27 protein-coding genes are annotated in these 24941 nt (G+C 38.2%); 21 read left to right on the top strand and 6 right to left on the bottom strand.

All coding sequences use genetic code 11. From position 1 onward, the window contains the following. Positions 1–13: 13 nt before the first annotated feature. From DW963_RS14065 to DW963_RS11775, 5 genes are read left to right on the top strand one after another with little or no spacing between them, the layout of a single operon-like run. Positions 14–415 carry an L-threonylcarbamoyladenylate synthase gene (locus DW963_RS14065; RefSeq protein WP_353652821.1) on the top strand — a complete coding sequence of 134 codons (402 nt, stop codon included), beginning with the start codon at positions 14–16 and terminating at the stop codon, positions 413–415. A gap of 11 nt (positions 416–426) precedes the next feature. Next, positions 427–1068 carry an L-threonylcarbamoyladenylate synthase gene (locus DW963_RS14060; RefSeq protein WP_353652820.1) on the top strand — a complete coding sequence of 214 codons (642 nt, stop codon included), beginning with the start codon at positions 427–429 and terminating at the stop codon, positions 1066–1068. 34 nt (positions 1069–1102) lie between these two features. Then, the gene (locus DW963_RS11785; RefSeq protein WP_117915971.1) at positions 1103–1582 is read left to right on the top strand and encodes an arsenate reductase/protein-tyrosine-phosphatase family protein; all 480 of its coding nucleotides are present in this window, start codon (positions 1103–1105) and stop codon (positions 1580–1582) included. Beyond that, positions 1579–2007, top strand: a complete 429-nt coding sequence (rpiB, locus tag DW963_RS11780; RefSeq protein WP_117915970.1) for a ribose 5-phosphate isomerase B — start codon at positions 1579–1581, stop codon at positions 2005–2007. The genes DW963_RS11785 and rpiB overlap by 4 nt, the downstream gene beginning before the upstream one ends. 3 nt (positions 2008–2010) lie before the next feature. Next, complete coding sequence (locus DW963_RS11775; protein WP_117915968.1) at positions 2011–2490, top strand: deoxycytidylate deaminase; 480 nt, start codon at positions 2011–2013, stop codon at positions 2488–2490. Positions 2491–2534: 44 nt separating this feature from the next. On the opposite strand, the gene DW963_RS11770 is transcribed toward DW963_RS11775, so the two are convergent. Further along, entirely contained in the window at positions 2535–3005 is a 471-nt protein-coding gene (locus tag DW963_RS11770; RefSeq protein WP_117915966.1) for a ribonuclease FAU-1 family protein, read from the bottom strand. A 148-nt stretch (positions 3006–3153) separates the two neighbouring features. Here DW963_RS11770 and DW963_RS11765 point away from each other — a divergent pair, with 148 nt between their 5' ends. From DW963_RS11765 to DW963_RS11700, 14 genes are all read left to right on the top strand, one after another. Then, the gene (locus DW963_RS11765) at positions 3154–3462 is read left to right on the top strand and encodes an AtpZ/AtpI family protein (RefSeq protein WP_117915964.1); all 309 of its coding nucleotides are present in this window, start codon (positions 3154–3156) and stop codon (positions 3460–3462) included. Between the two features lie 3 nt (positions 3463–3465). Further along, positions 3466–3918, top strand: a complete 453-nt coding sequence (locus DW963_RS11760) for an ATP synthase subunit I (protein ID WP_117915962.1) — start codon at positions 3466–3468, stop codon at positions 3916–3918. Next, complete coding sequence (atpB, locus tag DW963_RS11755) at positions 3919–4641, top strand: F0F1 ATP synthase subunit A (RefSeq protein WP_117915960.1); 723 nt, start codon at positions 3919–3921, stop codon at positions 4639–4641. It abuts the gene before it with no gap. A 34-nt stretch (positions 4642–4675) separates the two neighbouring features. Further along, positions 4676–4933 (top strand): ATP synthase F0 subunit C, encoded by a 258-nt coding sequence (gene atpE, locus DW963_RS11750; protein WP_012740154.1) that lies wholly within the window; start codon positions 4676–4678, stop codon positions 4931–4933. 36 nt (positions 4934–4969) lie between these two features. Continuing rightward, complete coding sequence (atpF, locus tag DW963_RS11745) at positions 4970–5524, top strand: F0F1 ATP synthase subunit B (RefSeq protein ID WP_330634500.1); 555 nt, start codon at positions 4970–4972, stop codon at positions 5522–5524. Further along, positions 5512–6057 (top strand): ATP synthase F1 subunit delta, encoded by a 546-nt coding sequence (gene atpH / locus DW963_RS11740; protein ID WP_117915958.1) that lies wholly within the window; start codon positions 5512–5514, stop codon positions 6055–6057. The genes atpF and atpH overlap by 13 nt, the downstream gene beginning before the upstream one ends. Before the next feature lie 51 nt (positions 6058–6108). Further along, entirely contained in the window at positions 6109–7617 is a 1509-nt protein-coding gene (gene atpA, locus DW963_RS11735) for a F0F1 ATP synthase subunit alpha (protein WP_012740151.1), read from the top strand. 26 nt (positions 7618–7643) lie between these two features. After that, positions 7644–8504, top strand: a complete 861-nt coding sequence (gene atpG, locus DW963_RS11730) for an ATP synthase F1 subunit gamma (RefSeq protein WP_117915956.1) — start codon at positions 7644–7646, stop codon at positions 8502–8504. 19 nt (positions 8505–8523) lie between these two features. After that, positions 8524–9918: a F0F1 ATP synthase subunit beta gene (gene atpD, locus DW963_RS11725; RefSeq protein ID WP_022098979.1), complete on the top strand. Its 1395-nt coding sequence runs from the start codon at positions 8524–8526 to the stop codon at positions 9916–9918. Positions 9919–9931: 13 nt separating this feature from the next. Beyond that, entirely contained in the window at positions 9932–10336 is a 405-nt protein-coding gene (gene atpC, locus DW963_RS11720; RefSeq protein ID WP_117915954.1) for an ATP synthase F1 subunit epsilon, read from the top strand. A 59-nt stretch (positions 10337–10395) separates the two neighbouring features. Further along, on the top strand, positions 10396–11121 hold the full coding sequence (locus tag DW963_RS11715) for a YwmB family TATA-box binding protein (RefSeq protein WP_117915952.1): 726 nt from the start codon (positions 10396–10398) through the stop codon (positions 11119–11121). A 103-nt stretch (positions 11122–11224) separates the two neighbouring features. Continuing rightward, on the top strand, positions 11225–12373 hold the full coding sequence (locus DW963_RS11710; RefSeq protein ID WP_117915950.1) for a class I SAM-dependent methyltransferase: 1149 nt from the start codon (positions 11225–11227) through the stop codon (positions 12371–12373). A gap of 1 nt (position 12374) precedes the next feature. After that, positions 12375–14912 (top strand): hypothetical protein, encoded by a 2538-nt coding sequence (locus DW963_RS11705; protein ID WP_117915948.1) that lies wholly within the window; start codon positions 12375–12377, stop codon positions 14910–14912. A gap of 24 nt (positions 14913–14936) precedes the next feature. Beyond that, positions 14937–17138 (top strand): transglycosylase domain-containing protein, encoded by a 2202-nt coding sequence (locus DW963_RS11700; protein ID WP_117915946.1) that lies wholly within the window; start codon positions 14937–14939, stop codon positions 17136–17138. 44 nt (positions 17139–17182) lie between these two features. Here the strand turns inward: DW963_RS11700 and DW963_RS11695 are convergent, their stop codons facing one another. From DW963_RS11695 to murC, 5 genes are all read right to left on the bottom strand, one after another. Next, the gene (locus DW963_RS11695) at positions 17183–18367 is read right to left on the bottom strand and encodes a ribose-phosphate pyrophosphokinase (RefSeq protein WP_117915944.1); all 1185 of its coding nucleotides are present in this window, start codon (positions 18365–18367) and stop codon (positions 17183–17185) included. 100 nt (positions 18368–18467) lie between these two features. Then, positions 18468–19469: an ATP-binding protein gene (locus DW963_RS11690; protein ID WP_117915942.1), complete on the bottom strand. Its 1002-nt coding sequence runs from the start codon at positions 19467–19469 to the stop codon at positions 18468–18470. Between the two features lie 17 nt (positions 19470–19486). Next, the gene (locus tag DW963_RS11685; protein WP_117915941.1) at positions 19487–20377 is read right to left on the bottom strand and encodes a DnaD domain protein; all 891 of its coding nucleotides are present in this window, start codon (positions 20375–20377) and stop codon (positions 19487–19489) included. Next, a complete protein-coding gene (locus tag DW963_RS11680; protein ID WP_117915939.1) occupies positions 20374–20658 on the bottom strand; it encodes a hypothetical protein in 285 nt (94 codons plus the stop codon). The genes DW963_RS11685 and DW963_RS11680 overlap by 4 nt, the downstream gene beginning before the upstream one ends. Positions 20659–20925: 267 nt before the next feature. Beyond that, positions 20926–22305 (bottom strand): UDP-N-acetylmuramate--L-alanine ligase, encoded by a 1380-nt coding sequence (murC, locus tag DW963_RS11675; protein WP_117915937.1) that lies wholly within the window; start codon positions 22303–22305, stop codon positions 20926–20928. A gap of 208 nt (positions 22306–22513) precedes the next feature. On the opposite strand from murC, the gene DW963_RS11670 reads away from it, so the two are divergent. Then, complete coding sequence (locus tag DW963_RS11670; protein WP_117915935.1) at positions 22514–23785, top strand: glucose-1-phosphate adenylyltransferase; 1272 nt, start codon at positions 22514–22516, stop codon at positions 23783–23785. Then, the gene (gene glgD, locus DW963_RS11665) at positions 23785–24900 is read left to right on the top strand and encodes a glucose-1-phosphate adenylyltransferase subunit GlgD (protein WP_117915933.1); all 1116 of its coding nucleotides are present in this window, start codon (positions 23785–23787) and stop codon (positions 24898–24900) included. Before DW963_RS11670 ends, glgD begins: the two co-directional genes overlap by 1 nt. Positions 24901–24941: the final 41 nt, after the last annotated feature.

Genomic DNA, 24941 nt, shown 5'->3' with positions numbered 1-24941 from the left:
GGCGAAAGGTTTTATGGAAACAATAATAAAGAAGATAACACACACAGAAGAAGATAAGAAAATATATGAACAGGCAGGACAGATTCTAAGAGCGGGAGGGCTTGTGGCTTTTCCTACAGAGACTGTATATGGACTTGGTGCGGATGCACTTGATGCGAAAGCTTCAGCCAAGATATATGCAGCAAAGGGAAGGCCATCTGACAATCCTCTTATAGTCCATATTGCGGATGTCAATGCATTGTATGATCTGGCATCAGAAGTGCCAGAAAAGGCACTTGTACTGGCTGAAAAATTCTGGCCGGGTCCACTTACTATGATTCTTAAGAAACAGGATAAAGTACCTGATTCTATCACAGGCGGGCTTGGAACGGTTGCGATAAGGATGCCAAGTCATCCTGTGGCAGCAGAGCTATAAGACGTTCAGGGGTGTATATTGCGGCACCAAGTGCCAATACATCAGGAAAGCCAAGTCCGACAAGGGCAGAACATGTAATTAATGACCTGTCAGGACGTATAGATATGATTATCCAGGATGATACTGTAGATATAGGTGTGGAGTCTACGATTATTGATCTTAGCGAAGAAGTTCCGACTATATTAAGACCTGGATATATTACTCAGGCTATGTTTGAGGAGGTTATAGGAAAGACAATAATCGACCCTGCTATTATGGGAAGCCTTAAAGAAGGCGTTGTTCCTAAAGCACCGGGAATGAAATACAAGCATTATGCACCTAATGCAGATGTGACTATTGTTGAAGGTCAACATGAAAAGGTTGTTGAATATATTAACAGCCAGATAGCTGAAAAAGAAGCAGAAGGACACAGATGTGCAGTTATGGCAACTGATGAAACTAAAGGTAAATATATCTGCAAGGATATTGTTTCAGCAGGTCATAAGGATGACGAGCTTAGTGTTGCAAGAAATCTGTATGCAATATTAAGAGATTTTGATAAGCAGAATATAGAATTTGTATATTCTGAGAGCTTTGAGACGAAAAATGTAGGGCAGGCTGTTATGAACAGACTGATTAAGGCGGCAGGTCACAAGATAATTAAGCTGGATTAATACATTTTTATTAAAGAAGATATGAGGGTTTACGATGAACACATTTGATAAAGTGATATTCGTATGTAATGGCAATACATGCAGGAGTCCGATGGCGGCAACTGTCATGGCTAATCTTAAACAGGATATTATATCGGAATCCAGAGGAATGGTTGTGCTTTTTCCAGAGCCATATAATCCGAAGGCTGTTGCGGTTGCAGCAAAGCATAATATGATAATTCCGAATAATTCAGCAAAACAGTTGTTGAATGAGGATTTCGGAAATGATACACTTGTACTGGCTATGGATTCATCTATGAAGCAGAAGATATATGATGAATACAGCGAGGCAATTAATGTATATACTCTGAGTGAATATGCCGGTGAGCCAGAGCAGGAGATTACAGACCCTTATGGCAAGGGAATTGAGGAATATAATGTCTGTTTCGAGCTTATATACAGGCTTGTTGGTAATGTTGCAGAGTATCTGGATAAGTTATCAGAAGAAAAAGAAGATAAAGGAGAAGAACAATGATAGCAATTGGTTGTGATCATGGAGCATTAGAATTAAAGGAACAGCTCATAGAGCATCTTAAGAAGAGAGGTATTGAGTGCAAGGATTATGGCACATATACTAAGGATTCATGCGATTATCCTGTATATGCCAGGAAGGTAGCTGAGGCTATTCTTTCAGGTGAGTGTGAGGAAGGAATTCTTCTTTGCGGAACAGGAATAGGAATGAGCATGGCGGCTAATAAGATTAAGGGAATTAGAGCAGCATTATGCAGCGATTGCTTCTCAGCACAGGCTACTAAGGAACATAACAATGCCAATGTATTATGCATGGGTGCAAGAGTTATCGGACCAGAGCTTGCTTTCAGAATAGCAGATACATTTTTAGATTCTAAGTTTTCTAATGATGAGAGACACATTAGAAGAATCAGCATGTTAGAGGATTAATAAATGGGCGATAAGAGAAAAGATTATATATCATGGGATGAATATTTCATGGGGATTGCAACACTTTCCGGTATGAGGTCCAAAGACCCTAATACACAGGTTGGCGCGTGTATAGTAAGTCAGGATAATAAGATATTATCCATGGGATATAACGGGCTGCCAAGGGGCTGTTCTGATGATGAGTTTCCATGGAACAGAGATGGTGAAGATAATAAGTATTTCTATACAACTCATAGTGAGCTTAATGCGATTCTTAATTACAGAGGCGGAAGCCTTGATAATGCCAAGCTTTATGTAACACTTTTTCCATGCAATGAGTGTGCGAAGGCAATTATTCAGGCAGGGATTAAGACTGTTGTATATGACTGTGACAAATATGCAGATACTGCATCTGTAATTGCATCAAAGAGAATGCTTAATGCCGCAGGTGTCAGATATTACAAGTATGAAAGAACAGGTCGCACACTAACGATTGACATGTAAAAAGGGAGCTGGAAACGAATAAGGTTTCCAGCTCCCTTTTTATGTTATTCATGCGATTCAAGAATCCTGATGTATTCACTAAAGGTTCCATTATAGATGGCAGTAAGAAGCTTGTTAAGCTTGTGAAGCGCATCAGACATAAGCTCACAGCTTATGATATTATCTGTAAGTGCATCGCCTAATTCATCAAGGTCGACAACACGAACACGCCCGTTATTCTCAATTATGACATCTGCAAGAAGATCTGTGAATATATATGTATCAGAGACAGCATCATAAGAAGTGTCAATAATGTCACAATAGATATATGCAAGAGAGTTGTCTGCTTTATAGAATTTGCTTATCTTAAACCCTTCATTAATAACATAATATGATGTTCCATGTGTGAATTCAGCTTTGGGACGGAATGTGTTCCAACTGGTCACAATAGCATCGGAATCTAAGAATATTATGTTATCATTCTTAAGATTAACACATTCATCAGGAATAAGTCTTTTTCTGTATAATGTAGGCATATAAAATCCCCCTTTTCGGTATAGTTAATAATACACAAAATATAATGACAAAATTATATCAGCAGATTAATTAAATTTCAATAAAAAGGGTTGAAAAATATACCTATAAATTGGTAAAATTAATGCAGACTTTTGTGAGGAACATGATATGAAGAATGATAGCAAAGCATTACGAAATATTGTACTGATATCTCAGCTCGCTATATGCGTGATGGTGCCAACATTTTTATGTCTGGCAATTGGAATTTGGCTTGATAAAAGATTTGGAACATGGTTTACGGTTCCACTGCTTTTTATTGGGATGGCAGCAGGTGCAAGAAATGCATATGTTCTGGCAATGGACACAGTAAGGCAGGATAAAGCTAAGAAAGATAAGGCACAGCAGGATGAAATCAACAGAAAGGTAGAGGAATACAGAAAGAGGCAGGAAAAAGATTCCAGTGAAATTAAGAGGTGATTTATGTTAAAAAGAATTAAAGATATTAATGAAGCTCTTCCGGGAATGCTGCTTATAGAATGTATTTATCTTGTTGTTGCACAGATAATTATATTTATCGCTGTTCCGAATAAAATAATGTGTGCAGTGGGACTGCTTGTGGGTGTTATATATGCTGTATTCAGTTCATTTCATTTAAGCTTTACTATACGAAAGGTTGTGTATGGCGGGCATAAGCAGTCTTCAACACTTGTATTTGGGTATATTGTAAGATTTCTTGTAATGATAATACTGCTTGCATTATTGTATATCTTCAAGGCAGGAGATTTGCTGTGTGCAATTATTGGCATGTTCTCAGAGAAGATAGCGGCATATCTGTCGCCTTTACTGGACAAGAACAGGTCCGTAAAAGGGGAAAACAGTACTGGGGAGTTTCCTCAGACTGATAAAAATATAATAGAAAAGGAGAGTGAGTAGGTGGGAAGCGAGAGTTTGACTACGATGGTGGCCGGAGATTCAAGTTTCATGATTAAGACGCTGTACACATTTAAGCTGAATGGCGTTTCATTAAACATTGACACAACACATGTGGCTCTGCTGCTGGTATCAGTCTTTATTCTTGTTATGGCTGTAATAGCAAGGATTAAGATTAATAAAGTCGATGCTTCAGATACACCGGGAATGTTCCAGAATGCCATAGAAATCATCGTTGAGATGTTAGGCACTATGGTTGATGGTATTATGGGTAAGAATGCCAACAAGTTTGTGAATTATATATCCACATTATTCTTGTTTATAATAATATCTAACATATCCGGTCTGTTTGGGTTAAGACCACCAACGGCTGATTATGGTGTTACTCTGTGTCTTGGTCTGATAACATTTATACTGGTTCAGTTCAATGGTGTCAAGAAGAACAGGATTAAGCACTTTACAGCATTATTCCAACCGATATGGTTTTTATTCCCGATTAACCTTATTGGTGAATTTGCAGTTCCGTTATCATTATCATTACGTCTTTTCGGTAATGTAATGTCAGGAACAGTTCTTATGGGATTGATATATGATTTGCTCAGTCCATTCACAGTTGCATACCCGGCAGTTCTGCATGCGTACTTTGATTTATTCTCAGGCTGCATTCAGGCGTATGTATTCTGCATGTTAACTATGGTTTATGTTAACGACAAGATAGCCGATTAACGGCAAATATTTTTATTAGACGGAGGATTTTTAAATGAATATTTCAGGAAGTGAATTTATTAGTGCTATGTCAGCAATTGGAGCAGGTATTGCAATGATCGCAGGTGTTGGTCCTGGTGTTGGTCAGGGTATCGCAGCAGGTTATGGTGCGTCTGCAGTAGGACGTAACCCGGGAGCTAAGTCTGATATTACTTCAACAATGCTTCTTGGACAGGCCGTAGCCGAGACAACAGGTCTTTACGGTTTTGCCGTAGCTATTATCTTAATGTTTGTTAAGCCTTTCGGAAACTAAGAAGAGGTGCGAAGATAATAGAAAGGAGGCCTACAATTGAATTTGTCAGGAAATACATTTGTTGCCCTAGCGGCTGATGGACGATTATTCGGTCTGGATCCGCAGCTCCTTTTTGATGCAGCAGTAACTGCAGTCAATGTATTTATACTGTTTCTTTTACTTACATTTATTCTTTTCAATCCTGTAAGGAATATGTTAAAGAAGAGACAGGACAAGATAACAAGTGACAGGGAGAACGCTGAGAACGATAAGAAGGAAGCGGGTGCCCTTAAAGCAGAATATGAGGCTAAGTTAAAGGATGCCCACAAGGAGGCAGAACAGATTCTTAGTGACGCAAGAAAGACTGCTATGCACAATGAGACCAAAATCATTGATGAAGCCAAGGCTGAGGCAGCAAGAATTATAGAAAGAGCTAATGTTGAAGCTGAACTTGAGAAGCAGAAGGTTGCTGATGAGGTTAAACAGCAGATTGTAACTGTAGCAGCTGTTATGGCATCTAAGTTAGTTGCCAGATCTATTGATGAGAAGGACAGCAATGCTCTTATTGAAGAGACTTTGAATGAAATGGGTGAGAAAACATGGCTAAGCTAATTGAAGCAACATACGGTGATGCTTTATTTGAGCTTGCCGTAGAAGAGTCCAGAGTGGATTCTCTGTATGATGAGGCCGGGGCTGTCATTGAAGCATTTAATGATAATCCGGAGTTTGGCAGACTGCTCAATCATCCAGAAGTTGAAAAGGGAGAAAAGGAAGGACTTATTAATAACATTTTCTCTCAGTTTGTTTCAGGAGATATGACGGGTTTGTTGATAACCATGGTCTCAAAGGACAGACAGAAAAAGATTGTTGATACACTTGAGTATTTTCGAAAGAGAGTTCTCGAATACAAGAAAATAGGAATTGCTTATATAAGCACAGCAAAGCCACTCACTGATGAACAGAAGAAGGCTGTTGCTGGGAAGCTGTTAGAAACTACAGGATATGTAGATTTCCAGATGAATTATACGGTTGATGAAAGTCTTATTGGCGGAATGGTAATAAGAATCGGTGACCGTGTAGTAGACAGCAGTATTAAGCATAAAATAGACGAACTTTCCAGAAGTCTGATGAAGATCCAGTTATAGGAATATCAGACAGGTTAGTTTAATTAATCAGAAAGCGGGTGCATAGAGCTAATGAATTTAAGACCGGAAGAAATCAGTTCAGTTATAAAAGAACAGATAAAGAGATATTCTACCGAACTTGAAGTATCAGATGTTGGTACTGTTATTCAGGTAGCAGATGGTATCGCACGAATTCATGGATTAGAAAAGGCCATGCAGGGAGAACTTCTTGAGTTTCCAGGAGAGGTATATGGAATGGTACTTAACCTTGAAGAGGATAATGTTGGTGCCGTTTTACTTGGTGATTCAAGAAATGTTAATGAAGGCGATACTGTTAAGACAACTGGACGAGTTGTTGAGGTTCCAGTTGGTGACGCATTGACAGGACGAGTTGTCAATGCATTAGGACAGCCTATTGATGGCAAAGGACCAATCGTTACAGATAAGTATCGTAAGATTGAGAGAGTTGCATCAGGCGTTATTACAAGAAAATCAGTAAGCGTTCCACTTCAGACAGGTATTAAAGCTATTGATGCCATGGTTCCTATCGGAAGAGGACAAAGAGAGCTTATTATCGGTGACCGTCAGACAGGTAAGACGGCTATTGCTATTGATACTATTATTAACCAGAAGGGTCAGGGCGTACATTGTATATATGTTGCTATCGGACAGAAGGCTTCAACTGTTGCAAGTATTGTTAAGACTCTTGAGGAATATGGTGCAATGGCATATACAACAGTAGTGGCATCTACAGCCAGTGAACTTGCTCCATTACAGTATATTGCTCCTTATTCAGGATGTGCTATTGGTGAAGAGTGGATGGAGAACGGTGGAGATGTATTAGTTGTTTATGATGATTTAAGCAAGCATGCTGCAGCGTACAGAACACTTTCACTTCTTCTTAAGAGAGCACCTGGACGTGAGGCTTATCCTGGTGATGTATTCTATCTTCATTCAAGACTTCTTGAGAGAGCAGCAAGAATGTCAGATGAATACGGCGGAGGTTCACTTACAGCACTTCCAATCATCGAGACTCAGGCAGGGGATGTTTCAGCATATATTCCTACTAATGTTATTTCTATTACAGATGGACAGATATATCTTGAGACAGAGATGTTTAATTCAGGTTTCAGACCAGCTATTAATGCCGGATTGTCTGTATCACGAGTTGGTGGTTCAGCACAGATTAAGGCTATTAAGAAGATAGCTGCTCCTATTCGTACAGAGCTTGCCCAGTACAGAGAGCTTGCATCATTCTCACAGTTTGGTTCAGAGCTTGATGCTGATACCAAGGAAAAGCTTGCACAGGGTGAGAGAATCAGAGAGATGCTTAAACAGCCACAGTACAAGCCAATGCCGGTTGAGTATCAGGTTATAATCATATATGCAGTTACCAAGAAATATGTTATCGATATAGATGTTGACAGGATTCTTGATTTCGAGCAGGGATTATTTGACTTTATTGATACTAAGTATCCACAGATTCCAGAGTCTATCAAAGAGACTAAGGAACTGACAGCAGATAATGAGAAGGCACTTATAGCTGCCATCGAGGAGTTTAAGAAAACATTTATCCAGTAAATGTTTTGGAATGGAGGTAATAGTTTATGGCCTCAATGAGAGACATAAAAAGACGCAGAGATAGTATTCAAAGTACCGGTCAGATTACCAAAGCCATGAAGCTCGTATCTACTGTTAAATTGCAGAAAGCTAAAGGGAAAGCGGAAAGTACCAAGCCGTATTTCGACCTTATGTATGATACTGTAAAGAATATGCTTGCCAAGTCAGGTAATATCAATCACAAATATCTCAAAGCCGGAGATTCAAGTAAGAAAGCAATTATCACAATTACAGCGAACAGAGGACTTGCCGGAGGATATAATTCTAATATTACCAGACTTATAACAGGTAGTGATATTCCTAAGGAAGATGCACTTATATATGCAATAGGAACAAAGGGAAGAGATTTCCTTTCAAGAAGAGGCTATCAGATTAAAGCAGATTATTCAGATATGGTTGAAGAACCTGCGTATACAGATGCCAAGTCTATATGTAATGAGGTGCTTGATGCATTTACAAGTGGAGAAGTCGGAGAGATATATCTTGCTTATACATCTTTTAAGAACACTGTGGTTCATGAACCTAAGCTTATCAAGCTGCTTCCTGTTGATGCAGATTCAATGAAACAGGATGGAGCAGAGACTGATAATACACCTATGAATTATGAGCCGGGTGAAGAGGAGGCTCTTAACCTGATTATACCTAAGTATGTGTGCAGTCTTATATATGGAGCTATGGTAGAAGCTGTTGCCAGTGAGAACGGAGCGCGTATGCAGGCAATGGACAGTGCTACAAGCAATGCAGAGGATATGATATCAGATCTGTCGCTTAAGTTTAACAGAGCACGTCAGGCTTCAATTACACAGGAACTTACAGAGATTATAGCAGGAGCGAATGCTATCAATTAATAAAACAATGGAGGGAATAATGGCAGAGAATAATATTGGTAAGATTACTCAGGTTATCGGTGCTGTAATTGATATTAAGTTCACAGACGGTAATCTGCCAGAAATCAATTCGGCCATCAATATTAAGACTAATGACGGCGGTAAGCTTGTTGTAGAGGTTGCCCAGCATCTTGGCGATGATGTAGTAAGATGTATAGCCATGGGTCCTACAGATGGTCTTGTCAGAGGTATGGATGCAGAGGCGACAGGTGCCCCAATTTCTGTACCGGTAGGTGAACAGACTTTAGGAAGAATGTTCAATGTATTAGGTGATCCAATAGATAATAAGCCAGCGCCAGAAGTACAGGAGCATATGCCTATTCATAGAAAGGCACCTGCATTTGCAGAGCAGGCAACTAATACAGAGATTCTTGAGACTGGTATCAAGGTTGTAGATTTACTTTGTCCTTACCAGAAGGGTGGTAAGATAGGACTTTTCGGAGGTGCCGGAGTAGGTAAGACAGTACTTATTCAGGAACTTATCAGAAATATTGCAACTGAGCATGGTGGATATTCAGTATTTACTGGTGTTGGAGAAAGAACAAGAGAGGGTAACGACCTTTATCATGAGATGATGGAATCAGGCGTTATCGAGAAAACTACCATGGTGTTCGGACAGATGAACGAACCACCTGGAGCAAGAATGAGAGTTGGTCTTGCAGGACTTACAATGGCTGAGTACTTCAGAGATAAGGGTGGAAAGGATGTACTTCTTTTCATTGATAATATCTACAGATTTACCCAGGCTGGTTCAGAGGTTTCAGCACTTCTTGGACGTATGCCTTCAGCCGTTGGTTATCAGCCAACATTACAGACAGAGATGGGTGCTCTTCAGGAGAGAATCACATCTACTAAGAACGGATCTATTACATCTGTTCAGGCTGTATATGTACCAGCCGATGACCTTACTGACCCGGCTCCGGCTACAACATTTGCACATCTGGATGCTACTACAGTTCTTTCAAGATCAATTGTTGAGCTTGGTATCTATCCAGCCGTTGACCCGTTAGAGTCTACATCAAGAATTCTTGATCCAAGAATTGTTGGTGAGGAGCATTACAAGGTTGCAAGATCAGTTCAGGAAATCTTACAGAAATACAAAGAATTACAGGATATCATCGCTATCCTTGGTATGGACGAGCTTTCAGAGGATGATAAGCTTGTTGTTTCAAGAGCAAGAAAGGTTCAGAGATTCTTATCACAGCCATTCTTCGTTGCAGGACAGTTTACTGGTCTTGAAGGAAGATATGTTCCTGTAAGTGAGACTATTCAGGGCTTCAAGGAAATTATCGAAGGAAAGTATGATGACATTCCAGAGAGTTACTTCCTTAACTGTGGTGGAATTGATGATGTTTTAGCTAAGGTAGAGAAGTAGAAAAGAGGTTGTAATGGCAGATTTACAGACAATAAAGCTTCTGGTTAATACGCCGGACAGAGTTTTCTACCATGATGACGCTACATTTGTTGAACTTTCTACCAGTGAAGGCGATATAGGTGTTTATCCGGGACATATTCCGCTTACTGCAGTTGTTGTTCCTTGTGTTCTTAGCATACACAATGGTAATGATGTAAAGAAAGCTGCGGTACACGGTGGAATTATAGAGATTCTCAAGGATAAGATAACTATTCTTGCTGAGGTGGCAGAATGGTCAGATGAAATCGATGTAGAAAGAGCTAACGAGGCGAGACTGCGAGCTGAAAAGAGACTTGCCAGCCATGATAATAGTCTGGATATGGTAAGAGCAGATGCAGCGCTTAAGAGATCGCTTGCGAGAATTAAGGCTGTTAATTAAATAATATGTATAAACCTTCCATTATCTGGGAATATTTCAGGTGATGGGAGGTTTTTTATATGGTAAGGATATATAGATTTCAGAGGTTGATGATAGCAGCCGCAGTAATTATATGGGCAGTATTTGCCGGCAGACTTGTATACAAGGGCATAAAGGGTGAGGCAATGGATGTTGTAGATACATTCTGTGAAAATGTTTACTATGATATAAGCGCCGATATATCAGCGACAGGAAAGCTTGACAATGGAATGTCAGATACTGCAAAGAAACTGATGATGACACAGATGGCAAAGACTCTGGGGCTTAACAGATATAATATAACGGAGGATGAAACAGGAATATATCTTACACAGCAATCAGTTAATGGCAGCGCAGATATATCAATAAAAAAGAGCAGTACAGGAGAATATTTTATAACTGATATAGAACTGTATAAGGGATTTGAGAGCACTTCAGATTATGAAAAGCTGATGAAACAGGTTTTAGAGGAATATGGAATAGATACTCATGTAACAGTCAGCATGAAAGGAAGCATTGCTGGGGATATGTCACAGTATGATAAGAGCGAGGTCAGCGGCAGAATGCTTAAGATGCTGGGTGCAAAGACTGTGACTACGGGACAGATACAGGATTCATATGTTGTGTATGCTTATGCTAAAAGCGTTAAGGATTCTGTAAGCATAGGAAAAAACAAGATAAATGTTAATATAACAATGAATTATGACGAGACAAGGGGAGTGACGGATATACAGCTTTCAACACCGATATATAATGAGGATTTCTGATAATGATTTTTAAGGCATGAAACTTGCTATTGTGGTTTTTGTCTAAAGAGATTAAAATAACCATGTATATCCAGAGGATAAATCAAGAAAAGATGAGGCAGATATGGAATTAAAAGAGCTTTTAGATAAATGTATTAATGACAGGCTTATTGATCTTACAATAAGCGGACAGAAGGTTAAGAATGAAGAAGGTGTGATGAGAGTTAAGATTCGTCCGGTCCAGCTTAAGGATGAGATAAAGTATCAGGCATCAGAATTCGTGGGAAGAAAAGTGCTTCACACCAATTATTCAGAAGAAGAGATTAAGACAAGAATTACAGAATATATGGAGAACACATTTAAACAGGCGCAGTTTAATATGACAGATGCGACTGCCACGGTGCTTAGTTCAAAGAAGGGCGCATGTACCTGTAAGTATAAAAGGCTTGCACAGATAAAGAGTCAGAAGGATATGTCACACAACAGAACCAAGACATATATTCTTAAAGAGGGCGAGAAGGTGGATTTTCTTGTTGATCTTGGAGTTATGACTAAAGAGGGGGCAATTGTAAGAACAAGATATGATAAGTTCAGGCAGATTAATAGATTCCTTGAATTTATAGAGGATATTCTGCCACAGTTAGATAAGGATAAAGAACAGACAATAATTGATTTTGGATGTGGAAAATCATATCTTACATTTGCAATGTATTATTATCTTAAGGTCCTTAAGGGATACAATATAAGAATAATCGGGCTGGATTTAAAGAAAGATGTTATTGAGCATTGCAACCAGTTAAGAACCAGATATGGCTATGACAAGCTGGATTTCTATGAAGGAGATATTGCTTCTTACAAGGGTGTTGAGTCTGTAGATATGGTTGTAACACTTCATGCATGTGATACGGCTACAGATTATGCACTCGCCAAAGCAGTAAAATGGGGTGCGAAGGTTATACTTTCTGTGCCGTGCTGTCAGCATGAGGCAAACAGAACAATTGCAGATGAAACTCTTTCACCTGTCATGGATTATGGAATCTTAAAGGAAAGATTTGCAGCAATAGCGACAGATGGTGCAAGGGCAAAGCTTTTAGAATCTAAGGGTTACCAGACACAGATACTCGAATTCATAGACATGGAGCATACACCAAAGAATCTGCTTATAAGAGCTGTTAAGACTGGAAAGCCTGATGCTAAGGCTTATGAGGAAGTACAGAATATGAGCAGGGTGCTTAATATTGACCTTACGCTAAAGAAGCTTTTGGAGGATTAAATTGAAAAGAATCAGGAATTATAGTATATCAGGTTCTAAGTATTTTATACTTGGAGTTATATTTTTAGTTACGGTTATCATAACATTTATATCAATGAAATTCGAACAGATAATGCCGTCAGCAACCACTATGGCAGATGCAACTCTTCCAACAGTTGCAATGGATACAGAGGCAGGAACACAGTATAATGTGCTTCATGGTTACACTTCGGAGCTGGATTCAACATTGTTTTATGGCAATATTACACCGGTTAATAAGGATAGAAAACTTGCGATAACAATTAATACATATGGAGAAGATGTTGAGTCGGTCGGCTATAAGATACGTTCTTTAGAGGACAAGTCTCTCATAGAGAATACAGAAGTAAGTGGATATCAGGTAACTGATAATAAGATAAATGTTACATTGAACATAAAGAACCTTCTTGATACCGGAAAAGAGTATGCTCTTGAGGTTGTTCTTAAGACAAAGAAACATGATGCAGTTTATTATTATACAAGAATTATGTATGGAACAGATTACGATCTGCAGAAGAAGCTGGATTTTGTCAGGGATTTCAATGCATGTACATTCGATAGTGCAAGACTTAAAGATATAGGAGGATATCTTGAAACTTCGAGTGTTGGAGATAACACTAATTATGGAAAGGTTAATATCAACTGTTCACTGAGTCAGATTGGATGGGGAGATCTTGAACCATATATAGAAAGTGAGATAACACCAGAAATTATATCTATTAATGACGACGTTGCAATAATAAGGCTTGATTACAGAGTAGGAGCTGCTAATGATTATTCTTCAAGTGATACATATAATGTGAATGAGTATTACAGAATACGTCAAACTAATAGTGGCTTTTATCTTCTTAATTTTGAAAGAGAGATGAATCAGGTATTTGATGCGAAGAATGACCTTACTTCTTCAGCAAAGATTAATCTTGGAATTAATTCTTCAACATATGTTAACTGTACTTCTGATGAAAAGGGAATATATACCTATTTTGTTAATCAGGGGTCACTGTGGTGTTTTAACAGCAGTTCACAGACATTTACAAGGGTATTTTCATTCAGGGGTGAGGAAACTGATTCTGTCAGAGAAGATTATGATGCCCATAACATTAAGATAATGAAAATAGAAGATAACGGAGATGCAACATTTTTAGTATCAGGATATATGAACAGAGGAGAGCATGAAGGACAGGTTGGCGTATCTTTATGCAGATATTCATATTCAGATAATGATGTTACTGAAAGATTGTTCATTCCAGTGGCAATTCCTTATAACATTCTCACACAGAATGTTGGCGGCGTTTCTTATGTTTCTAATGACAAATTCTATATACTTATAGATGAGACTCTGTATTCTGTAGACCTTGTAAGTAAAGAGGTCATGACAGAGATAACAGGACTTAAAGAAGATGCTTATGCAGTGTCCGATGCGGGAGATGCTATTGCATACAGTGTTTCGGGAGATATATATAACACAGATACTATAAGAATACTTAATATGAGCAATGATAGTGCATATGAGATAAATGCAGATGAAGGTGATACATTAAGACCGCTTGGTTATATTGATTCTGATTTCATATATGGAATGGCGCATAAGGCTGATATTATATCAGGAGCAGATGGAAGCAGGACTTATGCAATGTATAGGGTTGGAATTATTGATGTCGACTACAATCTGATTAAGGAATATGAGCAGCCGGATATATATGTTTCCAGTACAGAGGTTCAGGGAAAGCGAATAACACTTTCACGAATTGTGAAATCTGGAAGCGGTTATGTATCGACAAGTATAGATCAGCTTATTAATAAAGATGAGAATGTAATAGAAAATGCTGTAAAAGCCGAGACAATAAGTACAGATGCAAGGAAACAGGAACTGTATATTGAACTTATAACCAAGATAGGTGATATATCGGTTACTTATAGAACTTCTGGAGAGATAATATTTAAGGATAATACAAAACTTGAACTTGAGGATGAATTTTCATGGGATGGAAGATATTATGTATATGGTTATGGCAAGTTCCAGGGAAGCAGAACACAGCTTAATCAGGCAATAACCCTTGCATACGACACATATGGAACAGTAGTTGACAGCAATTCCAAGCTGGTATGGAAGAGATATAAGAGTACACAGGCATCAATAGATGGCATTGTACCGGTTACATCTGGAGATTCAATTACTAATGCAGTTGCTGCGGTAAGTAATTATCTTGGTGCTGATTTCAACGCAGTGTCTTATATGGAGCAGGGACATACCGCTGTTGAGACATTTGACAATATAAGCGGTGTACATGGAATCAGTCTTACGGGAATAACTTATGAAAAAGCACTCAGCTATGTAGGGGACGGAAGTCCTGTGATAGCAAGGATTGGAGAAGACGAATATATAATTATTACTGCATATAATTCAAGTGAGATTGCATATATTGAAGCGTCGACTGGAGCACAGAAGACAGCTTCAATGAATGAGGCAGGTAAGATGTTTTCTCAGGGTGGTAATATATATGTAACTTATTACAAATAATGATATTCATAAGGATTTAAGTTTATGGCTAAGAAAAAATTATCTAAAAAGAAAAGAAGACGCAGATTAATAAGAAGGCTTGTATTATTAATAATATTACTTGCTTTTGTAGTAACTCTGGCGATATTTTCACCAAAGATAGTAAAAGTTATACAACTGGCACAGGATGCCAAAGAACTTGTAAATGATAGTTCAGCAGACACATTTATGGCATCAGGAACAACACTAATATATGACACTGATGGCAATGAGTTATGCTCAATGATGGAATCAAAAGACATGTATTATATAGATATTGGGCAGATTCCTGATACACTGGCAGATGCATTTGTTGTAATGGAAGATAAAGATTTCTATAAACACAAAGGAATTGATATCAAAGCCATAATAAGAGCTGTAATAGCTAATACGGAGAATGACGAAATTGTCCAGGGAGCCAGTACTATAACACAGCAGCTCGCCAAGAATATATTCTTAAGTCAGGAAGTTACATGGCAGCGAAAAGTCAAGGAGATATTTGTTGCGACATATATAGAGAAGAAGTACTCGAAGAATGAAATTCTTGAGTTTTATCTTAATAATATCTATTTCGCCAATGGATATTATGGCGTTGGAGCTGCGGCAAGAGGATATTTTGACAAGGAAATTAATGAACTTTCTCTTGCAGAACAGGTATTTATCGCGGCAATACCTAACAGCCCTACAAGATATAATCCGCTTACTAATTACGATAATACGATGACCAGAAGAAATCTTATACTTGAGAAGCTTCTTGAGAATAATAAGATAAGCCAGGAAGATTATGATACAGCAGTTAATACCCAGATAGTGCTTGCACAGCAGCCGGAGGTATCTAAGAATAATTCGGTGGAAACATATGCAAGACATTGTGCTATAGAGGGTATGATGCAGGCTAACGGATTCGTATTCAGAACGGATTTCAGCAGTGATGATGATTACAACCAGTATAAGGATCTATATGAACAGAGTTATACATTGTTCCAGCAGAAGCTTCTTTCGGGTGGATATAAGGTATATACAAGTATAGACATGGATTTACAGCAGAAACTCCAGGATGCAATAGATGACAATCTTAAAGGTTATACGGCCATGAAGGATGATGTCTATGAGATGCAGGCGGCAGCTACATGTATAGATAATGAAACTGGAAATGTAGTGGCTATTGTGGGGGCAAGAAGTCAGGAACTTGAAGGATATACATTAAACAGGGCATATCAGAGCTACAGACAGCCAGGAAGCTCCATTAAACCAATACTTGATTATGTTCCATATCTTGAGCGTGGCAATACACCTGATACAATCGTAAAAGATGAGTATATTGAGAATGGTCCTAAGAATGCTGATGGAACATATATGGGCAGTATTACATTAAGGACGGCAGTAAATCTGTCACGAAATACAGTTGCATGGAATGTACTTAAAGAAATTACTCCGAGAGTTGGAAGTTCATATCTGCTTAATCAGGGATTCCATAAGATATGGATGGATAAAGATTATGATGCAATATCAATAGGTGGCTTCACATATGGAGTATCGACAGAAGAAATGGCTGGTGCGTATGCAACAATTGTTAATGACGGACAGTACAGAAGAGTTACATGTGTGTCACAGATAAAGAATGTGCGTGGAAAAGTTATATATGATTCATCTAACAGACAGCAGAAGATATATGATTCAGATGCATGCAGAATGATGACTGACATGCTAAAGACAGCAGTAACTGATGGAACTGGACGGGAAGCAGCAACGAATAATGCTATTGTCGCAGGAAAGACTGGTACAACTAATTCTAATTATGATTCGTGGTTCTGCGGATATAGTGCTTATTATACAGTTGCTGTATGGCAGGGGTATGATTATCCTGCAACAATATCACAGATCTATACTAAGCAGATATTCAGGCAGTTTATGGAATCTGCACATAAAAATCTTTCAAAGAAGGATTTTCCATCATATGGAAAGAAGAGTGATGTGCAGGAGACAACAAAGGAGACAGAATCTGAGACTGAATCGGTAAAGGAAACACAGAAACAGACACAATCAGAGACACAGAAATCTTCACAGACACAGAATCCAAGCCAGTCACAGCAAGAATCACAGAGTGGTTCATCAAGTGGAAATACTGGTACTAATCCAGATAATACAGGTTCAACACAGGAGACAACACAGAGTAATAATCACACAGATAAAAAGCCGGACGCATAAGCGCCCGGCTAAATTATTATAACAATTAAGCTGTAAGTGAATAATTACTTACCGTAATGAAGTTCGTTATATTCCTTAACTCTCTGCTGGATTCTTTCAACAGGGCTTAAGAGGTTACTGATTGAAGAATCATGGTTAAGTGTATCAATAAGGAGAGCCATGTATTTGCTCATATCAACATTGATGTACCAAGGCTTAGAGAGAAGCTCTGATGGCTGGTATACAAGGTTAGTTGTAAGGATTCTGTCGATAATACCATTCTCATATGCTTCATCAAATTTCTTGAATCCGTTAGTGAAAAGACCGAATGTAGTTGCACAGAATACTCTGCTTGCACCACGCTTCTTAAGCTCAGAAGCAACATCAATCATACTTTCACCAGAAGAAATCATATCATCAATGATGATAACATCCTTACCTTCAACATTAGTTCCAAGGAACTCATGTGCAACGATAGGATTACGTCCATTAACAATCTTAGTGTAATCTCTTCTCTTATAGAACATACCCATATCAAGACCAAGAACATTAGCAAAGTAAACAGCACGTCCCATACCACCTTCATCCGGGCTGATAACCATCATATGCTCGCTGTCGATGTGAAGGTCGTCCACATTAAGAAGGAGATACTTGATAAACTGGTATGTGCATGATACAGATTCAAAGCCCTTAAGAGGAATAGCATTGTGTACTCTTGGGTCATGTGCGTCAAAAGTAATAATATTCTCAACGCCCATATCTGTAAGTTCCTGAAGCATAAGTGCACAGTCAAGAGATTCTCTTCCTGTTCTCTTGTGCTGTCTTGATTCATAAAGGAAAGGCATGATTACATTAATTCTTCTTGCCTTACCACCTGCAGCAGCAATAACTCTCTTGAGGTCAGCATAGTGATCATCAGGAGACATATGGTTCTTGAAACCGCAAACAGTATATTCAAGACTGTAGTTGCAGACATCAAGCATAATATATAAGTCATGACCACGGACAGAATCTACAAGAACGCCCTTTCCTTCTCCTGAACCGAATCTAGGAGTCTTAGCGTTAACAATATAACTGTCTCTCTTATATCCTGCAAAATTAAGGGTGGAAGTATTCTCATTCTGACGCTGCTCTCTCCACTTTACAAGGTACTCGTCAACTTTCTTACCCATTTCAGTGCAGCTTGCTAATGGGATAATACCTAAAGTTCCGTAGGGAATAGTTTCTGTGTGTTTTTCATCACGTGGCATAATAAATAATCCTCCATAAAAGTATAATAATTAAACATACATATAAAAATATAAACATTGACGCGAAATAAGTCAATGATATATTTGACATAAATAATCGTTAAGACCTTTTAGTTGGTGATAATTTCTTCATACAGCGGATATCATCTCCAAAGAGTCTTAAAATTGAATAGGCACTTACAAGTCTTGAGAAAATTCTCTGTGAGTACCTTGTCTCAATATCAGGCATCTCAAGGTTAGAAGATATAATAATACTCTTTCTTCTAAGAAGCCTTTCATTAATAGTATTAAACAGATTAGAAAAATTATAATCTGAAGCTTTCTCTGTTCCGAGATCATCAATAATAAGCAGGTCACATTCAATAAAAAATGAAGTGTCAAACTTGGAACTTCCGAATTCCTTAAAATCATCGCTCTTGAAAGAATCAAAGAATTCCCCGGCAGTAAGATATATTATGCTGTGGCAGGAATCCATAAGAGCCCTTGCAATACAGTTGGAAAGAAATGTCTTTCCGACACCAGTCTGTCCAATAAATAACAGATTAGAAAAATTGGTGTCAAAGTTATCGACGAAATCGTGACATACTTTGAGAACTTTCTGCATATTATTATAAGGTGTGAGCCCTGTTGCTGGATCGATATCAGTATTGTTGTACCAGCTAAAAGAGAATGTGTCAAAATTCTCGTCAGTAGTTATGTTCTTGAGATTAGAGTCCTTATATATAAGATCTATAGCTTTTTTGTTAAAGCACATGCAACGTTTACCATCAACATAACCGGAATCCTTGCAATAAGGACATGTAAATATATCATCAAGATAATCAGCGGGCTTGCCTATAGAAGCCAGAGCAGCCACTTTTCTGTTGTTGAGTGACTTAAGGCTGGAAGCTAATTCATCAGTAGTCGTGTCCGATGAGTCAGCTTCTATACGCGCTCTGGCAGTTTTTATGGACAAGTCTATAATCTCAGAGTCAATATCTGCTATATCAGGACACAGGGCAGTGACTTCTTTATAACGGTCACTCTGCAGGTGCCTGTTGGCTGTTTTAATATCATCATATTGTCTCATAATAGAGGCATATTGTGTATTGGTCAAAGGCATAGCACCACTCCTTATAATTAATTATTATTACTTAGCAGAGAGTTATACCAGTCGTCAGATTTCTTAGGACGCTGCTGGTAATTATTAAAACGGTTAGCATTCTGTTTAATGACATTAGATGACTTAGCTGCTTTGGCGGCCTTACCGGCTTCGTACTGTGCATCAGCTTTCCTGATATCCTCAGAACTTCTGATGTTAGAAGTATGCCACTTGGTAAGAATAGAATCGGCATATTCAAAGCTTGGCTGGTGAGTAGCCTTCATGGTTCTGTTACATGCTTCGACAATTATGTCAGTTTCGAAGCAGTATATATCAGTCCACTTGATAATAAGGTCTTTCTCAACCTTACCAGGTTCTCTGCTGTTAAGTCCAAATGCTTTCATGACACTGAAGACAGCTTCATTATGATTGGATACTTCATCTTTGGCAGCATCAACAGTGCTGATACCTTCATCAGCCCATGCAAGAGCAACCTTCTCTATGTATCTTATTGAAGTCTTACCCTTGGATACGCAGTATTCAAAAAGGTATTCGATAAGGTCAGCAGAGAAATGTAATGTGTCATAGAAATACACAATAGCATTAGTCTCAGGCTGAGAAAGAGTCTTTCCAAGATAAGTCTGGATTACGAAAAGCAACATTGAAAAATCATCATTGGAATTAAGCTCGCTAAGCTTGTCAGCAGGAGCAGTTACTTTCGAAGGCTCTATATTGTGTGCTGAAGATGCCGTGGCAAAATCCATAGAGACAACATTAGATGATGAATCAGATGCAGAACTACAGGAAACGGGTTCGTTATCTGCGGCAGCCTCTGAAACAGAATTGTCAACAGCATCGTTATTAATCTCAGGGGCAGCAATGCGGTCATCAGGTTCAGGTGAATAACCGTGATTAGCAATATCCTTCAAAGTGATACCGCAAAGCTGGTTATTGTCGTCGTAAGAAAGCTGGACAAGACAGATCTGTCCCAGTATCTTAAAGCACGCATCACATCATTCTCAGTCTGGTTAAAAGTATCAGCAAGAGAAGAGATGCTTAAGTTACTGTTCTTTCTTGTGAAAAGTCTCAAAAGATAAAGATAGACCTTAACAAAGTCTCCGTTGGCTGATGGTACATATTCGTCTATGAAAATATCAGAAACTGCTGTATAGCCAGAAACAGTCTCTGAATACAAGTTCAGATTATTCATGGTATTAGTCTCCCCAAAAAGTTATGAGCAGATTATACCACTGAAAAAAATAAATGCAAAGCACGTCCAGTGCGGAAAGGAGAAATGTGGATAATGTGGAAAATGTGGATAAATAAAAAATATACATAGGAAAACCGCATAAAATGTGGGTTCAGAAAAATGCCTGAATAAAAAATTATCCACAATCATTCTGAACAATTTAGTAACAGAAAATTGTGGATAATGTGGATAACTTTGTTGAAAAAGTTCGTGCGGGTGGAAAATGTACTATTTAAGCAAGTCTTCGCCGATTTTATATACGTCACCTGCACCCATAGTTATTAACAAGTCACCGTTGATACAATTTTTTAATAAATATTTTTCAATGTCCTCAAAATTGTCTATATATATACATTCTTTACCAAGAGACTGTATCTTTTCACACAGGTCAGCAGAGCTGATTCCGAGAGTGTCAGTTTCTCTTGCAGCATATATCTTGGCAAGGACAACCTTATCAGCGTGGCTTAAAGCATCAGCAAACTCATTGAATAAAAGCTTGGTACGCGAATATGTATGAGGCTGGAAGACTACCCATACATGATTGTGTGGATAGTGGGCAGCAGAAGCTAAGGTAGCACGGATTTCGTCAGGGTGGTGAGCATAGTCATCAATAACAGTAACTCCGTTAAATGTGCCTTTCTTCTCAAATCTTCTGTTTGTACCTTTAAAGTTAGAAAGACCTGTTTTGATATGTACCATATCAACAGAAAGCTTTCTGGCAGCGGCAATAGCAGCAAGAGAATTATATACATTGTGAAGACCAGGTACACCAAGAGTTATGGTGTCAGTCTTCTCACTATTAATAAGAAGAGAATATGTGCATCTTCCAAGTTCGTCGTAAGTGATATCAGAAGCACTGTACATGCTCTTTGCTGGGTCAGAACCAAATGTTATGACCTCGCAGTCAGTATCCTGATAGAAATATTCATAATTATCAATGTCAGTATTGATGATGAGAGTTCCGTCAGAAGGAAGCTTTTCAGTAAAAAGCTTGAAAGAATGGCGGATGTCATCAATATCCTTGAAGAAATCAAGATGATCTTCCTTGACATTAAGAATAATGTTCATTGTAGGATTAAATGATAAAAAGCTGTTAGTATATTCGCAGGCTTCTGCAACAAAGTATCTATCACCGCCGACTCTTGTATTGCCGCCAATGCTGTTAAGGATACCACCTACAGAGATAGTAGGATCCATGCTTGCTGCAAGTAATATTTCAGAGACCATGGAAGTAGTCGTTGTCTTTCCATGAGTACCTGCAATGTTAATGGCATTCTTGTAGATAGTCATAATCTGACCAAGAAGCTCGGCACGGGTAAGCATTGGAAGACCAGCCTCCTTAGCTGCCTTGAATTCTGGATTGTCCGGATGAATTGCTGCTGTATATACAACAAGATCTATATCATTAGTTATATTACCGGCGCTCTGTGGTACGGATACGATACAGCCGTCCCCGATAAGTTCGTCAGTAAGAGCTGATGAGTGAGCATCAGAGCCTGAAACAGTAAAACCTTTAGATAAGAGAATCTTGGCAAGTCCGCTCATACTTATACCGCCTATGCCAATGAAGTGAATATGGATAGGGTTGTTGAAATCAATCTTGTACATGATATTGTCCTTTCTTGAAATTAGTGTTTGTTATATTGTATGTCTTATCGGCTTATTTTTCAAACCTTTCTTATTATATACTATACGATTTAGAAAATGTGCATAAAAATGTGTATAAAAAAAGCGAAATTCTTTTTACTTAATGAAAATAGTATGATATAATCAGAATATCTAAAAGCAGTAAAAAATTAACATCAGAGGTGATAGCATGATTAAAAAAGAAATGATTGCAATGCTGTTAGCTGGTGGCCAGGGAAGCAGATTAGGAGTACTTACTTCTAAAGTGGCAAAGCCGGCAGTAGCATTTGGAGGAAAGTATAGAATAATTGACTTCCCTCTCAGTAACTGTATTAATTCAGGAATCGATACAGTAGGTGTTTTAACACAGTATCAGCCACTCCGTCTTAATACGCACATAGGAATTGGTATTCCTTGGGATTTGGATCGTAATGTTGGAGGGGTATCAGTTCTTCCACCTTATGAGAAGAGTCAGAACAGTGAATGGTATACAGGAACAGCTAATGCCATTTACCAGAACCTTGAATATATGGAGCAGTATAATCCAGAATATGTACTTATTCTTTCTGGTGATCATATATACAAGATGGATTATAAGATAATGCTTGATTATCACAAGGCTAATAATGCAGATATAACAATAGCTGCAATGCCTGTACCTATAGAGGAAGCAAGCAGATTCGGTGTAGTTGTAACAGATAACGATAATAAGATTACTGAATTCGAAGAGAAACCAGAACATCCAAAGAGCAATCTTGCTTCAATGGGTATATACATATTCAGCTGGAAGGTTCTTAAGGATGCACTGATCAAGCTTAAGGATCAGCAGGAATGTGACTTCGGAAAACATGTAATTCCATACTGCTTTAATAATAATAAGAGAATATTTGCTTACGAGTATAACGGATACTGGAAGGATGTAGGAACATTAAGCTCATATTGGGAAGCTAACATGGAGCTTATAGACATTATCCCTATATTTAATCTGTATGAAGAATTCTGGAAGATATATACCAAGACAGATACAATTCCACCACAGTATATAGCTAAAGATGCATATATTGAGAAGAGTATCATAGGTGACGGAACAGAAGTATACGGACGTGTATTTAATTCCGTAATCGGTTCAGGTGTAGTTATTGAGGAAGGATGTGTAATCCGTGATTCAATAATTATGAATAATTCCCACATCGGAAAGAACACAACAATAACCAAGTCAATAATCGCAGAAGATGTAACGATTGGAGAGAATGTTGAACTTGGAGTTGGTGAAGAAGCAGAGAATGTTAAGTTCCCTAAGATATATAATTCTGGACTTGTTACCGTCGGTGAGTGGTCTGTTATTCCGGACAATGTTAAGGTTGGAAAGAATACAGCCATATCAGGGGAGACAACATTACAGGATTACCCTAATGGTGAGTTACCAGGCGGAGGCATAATAATTAAGGCAGGTGATAATTAATGAAAGCAATAGGTATTATATTAGCTGGCGGAAATAACAGAGCGATGCGTGAACTCTCTAATAAGAGAGCGATTGCAGCCATGCCGATTGCCGGAAGTTATCGCGCCATAGATTTTGCATTAAGCAACATGACTAATTCAAGAATCCAGAAAGTAGCTGTTATCACACAGTATAACGCAAGATCACTTAATGAACATTTAAGTTCATCTAAGTGGTGGGATTTCGGAAGAAAACAGGGAGGATTATTCGTATTTACCCCTACAATTACTGCTGAGAGCAGTAACTGGTATCGTGGAACAGCTGATTCATTATATCAGAATATACATTTCTTAAAGCAGAGCCATGAACCATATGTAGTTATTGCGTCAGGTGATGGTGTATATAAGCTTGATTACAATAAGGTACTTCAGTATCACATTGAGAAGAAAGCAGATATAACAGTTGTTGTTAAGAAGCTTGAAGACCGTTCAGACATAGGTCGTTATGGCGTTGTAGCCATGACAGAAGAAGGCAGAATCACAGATATTGATGAGAAACCAATAGAGACTAACCTCTCAACAGTTTCAACTGGTATCTATGTAATAAGAAGAAGACTTCTCATAGAGCTTCTTGAGAAGGCTGCTGAAGAAGACAGACATGAGTTTGTAAGAGATATTCTTGTAAGATATAAGAATATCAAGAAGATATATGGTTATAATATTGATTCTTACTGGAGCAATATTTCAACAGTGGATGCATATTACAAGACTAATATGGATTTCCTTAATAAGGATGTAAGAGATTACTTCTTCAAGCAGTATCCGGATGTATATTCTAAGGTAGAAGATCTTCCACCAGCAAAGTATAACTTCGGAGCTAACGTAAGAAACAGCCTTGTTTCAAGCGGATGTATAATTAACGGAACTGTTGAAGATTCAGTGTTATTCAAGAAGATATATGTAGGCAATAATAGTGTAATTAAGAATTCAATTATTCTTAATAATGCATATATTGGAGATAATGCATATATTGAGAACTGTATAGTTGAAAGCAACAGTACAATCAAAGCTAATTCAAGATATGTCGGAGAGAATGGTACAAGGATTGTTGTGGAGGATAGTCCTTTATACTATTAAGAATAGTTTCGACAGAAGGTGTTTGAACCAAAGTATAACGA

The sequence above is a fragment of the Eubacterium sp. AM46-8 genome (assembly GCF_003466705.1).
Classification (GTDB): domain Bacteria; phylum Bacillota; class Clostridia; order Lachnospirales; family Lachnospiraceae; genus Lachnospira.
The sequence above is the reverse complement of the archived record's forward strand: the minus strand, read 5'-3'. Positions and strand labels throughout refer to the sequence as shown.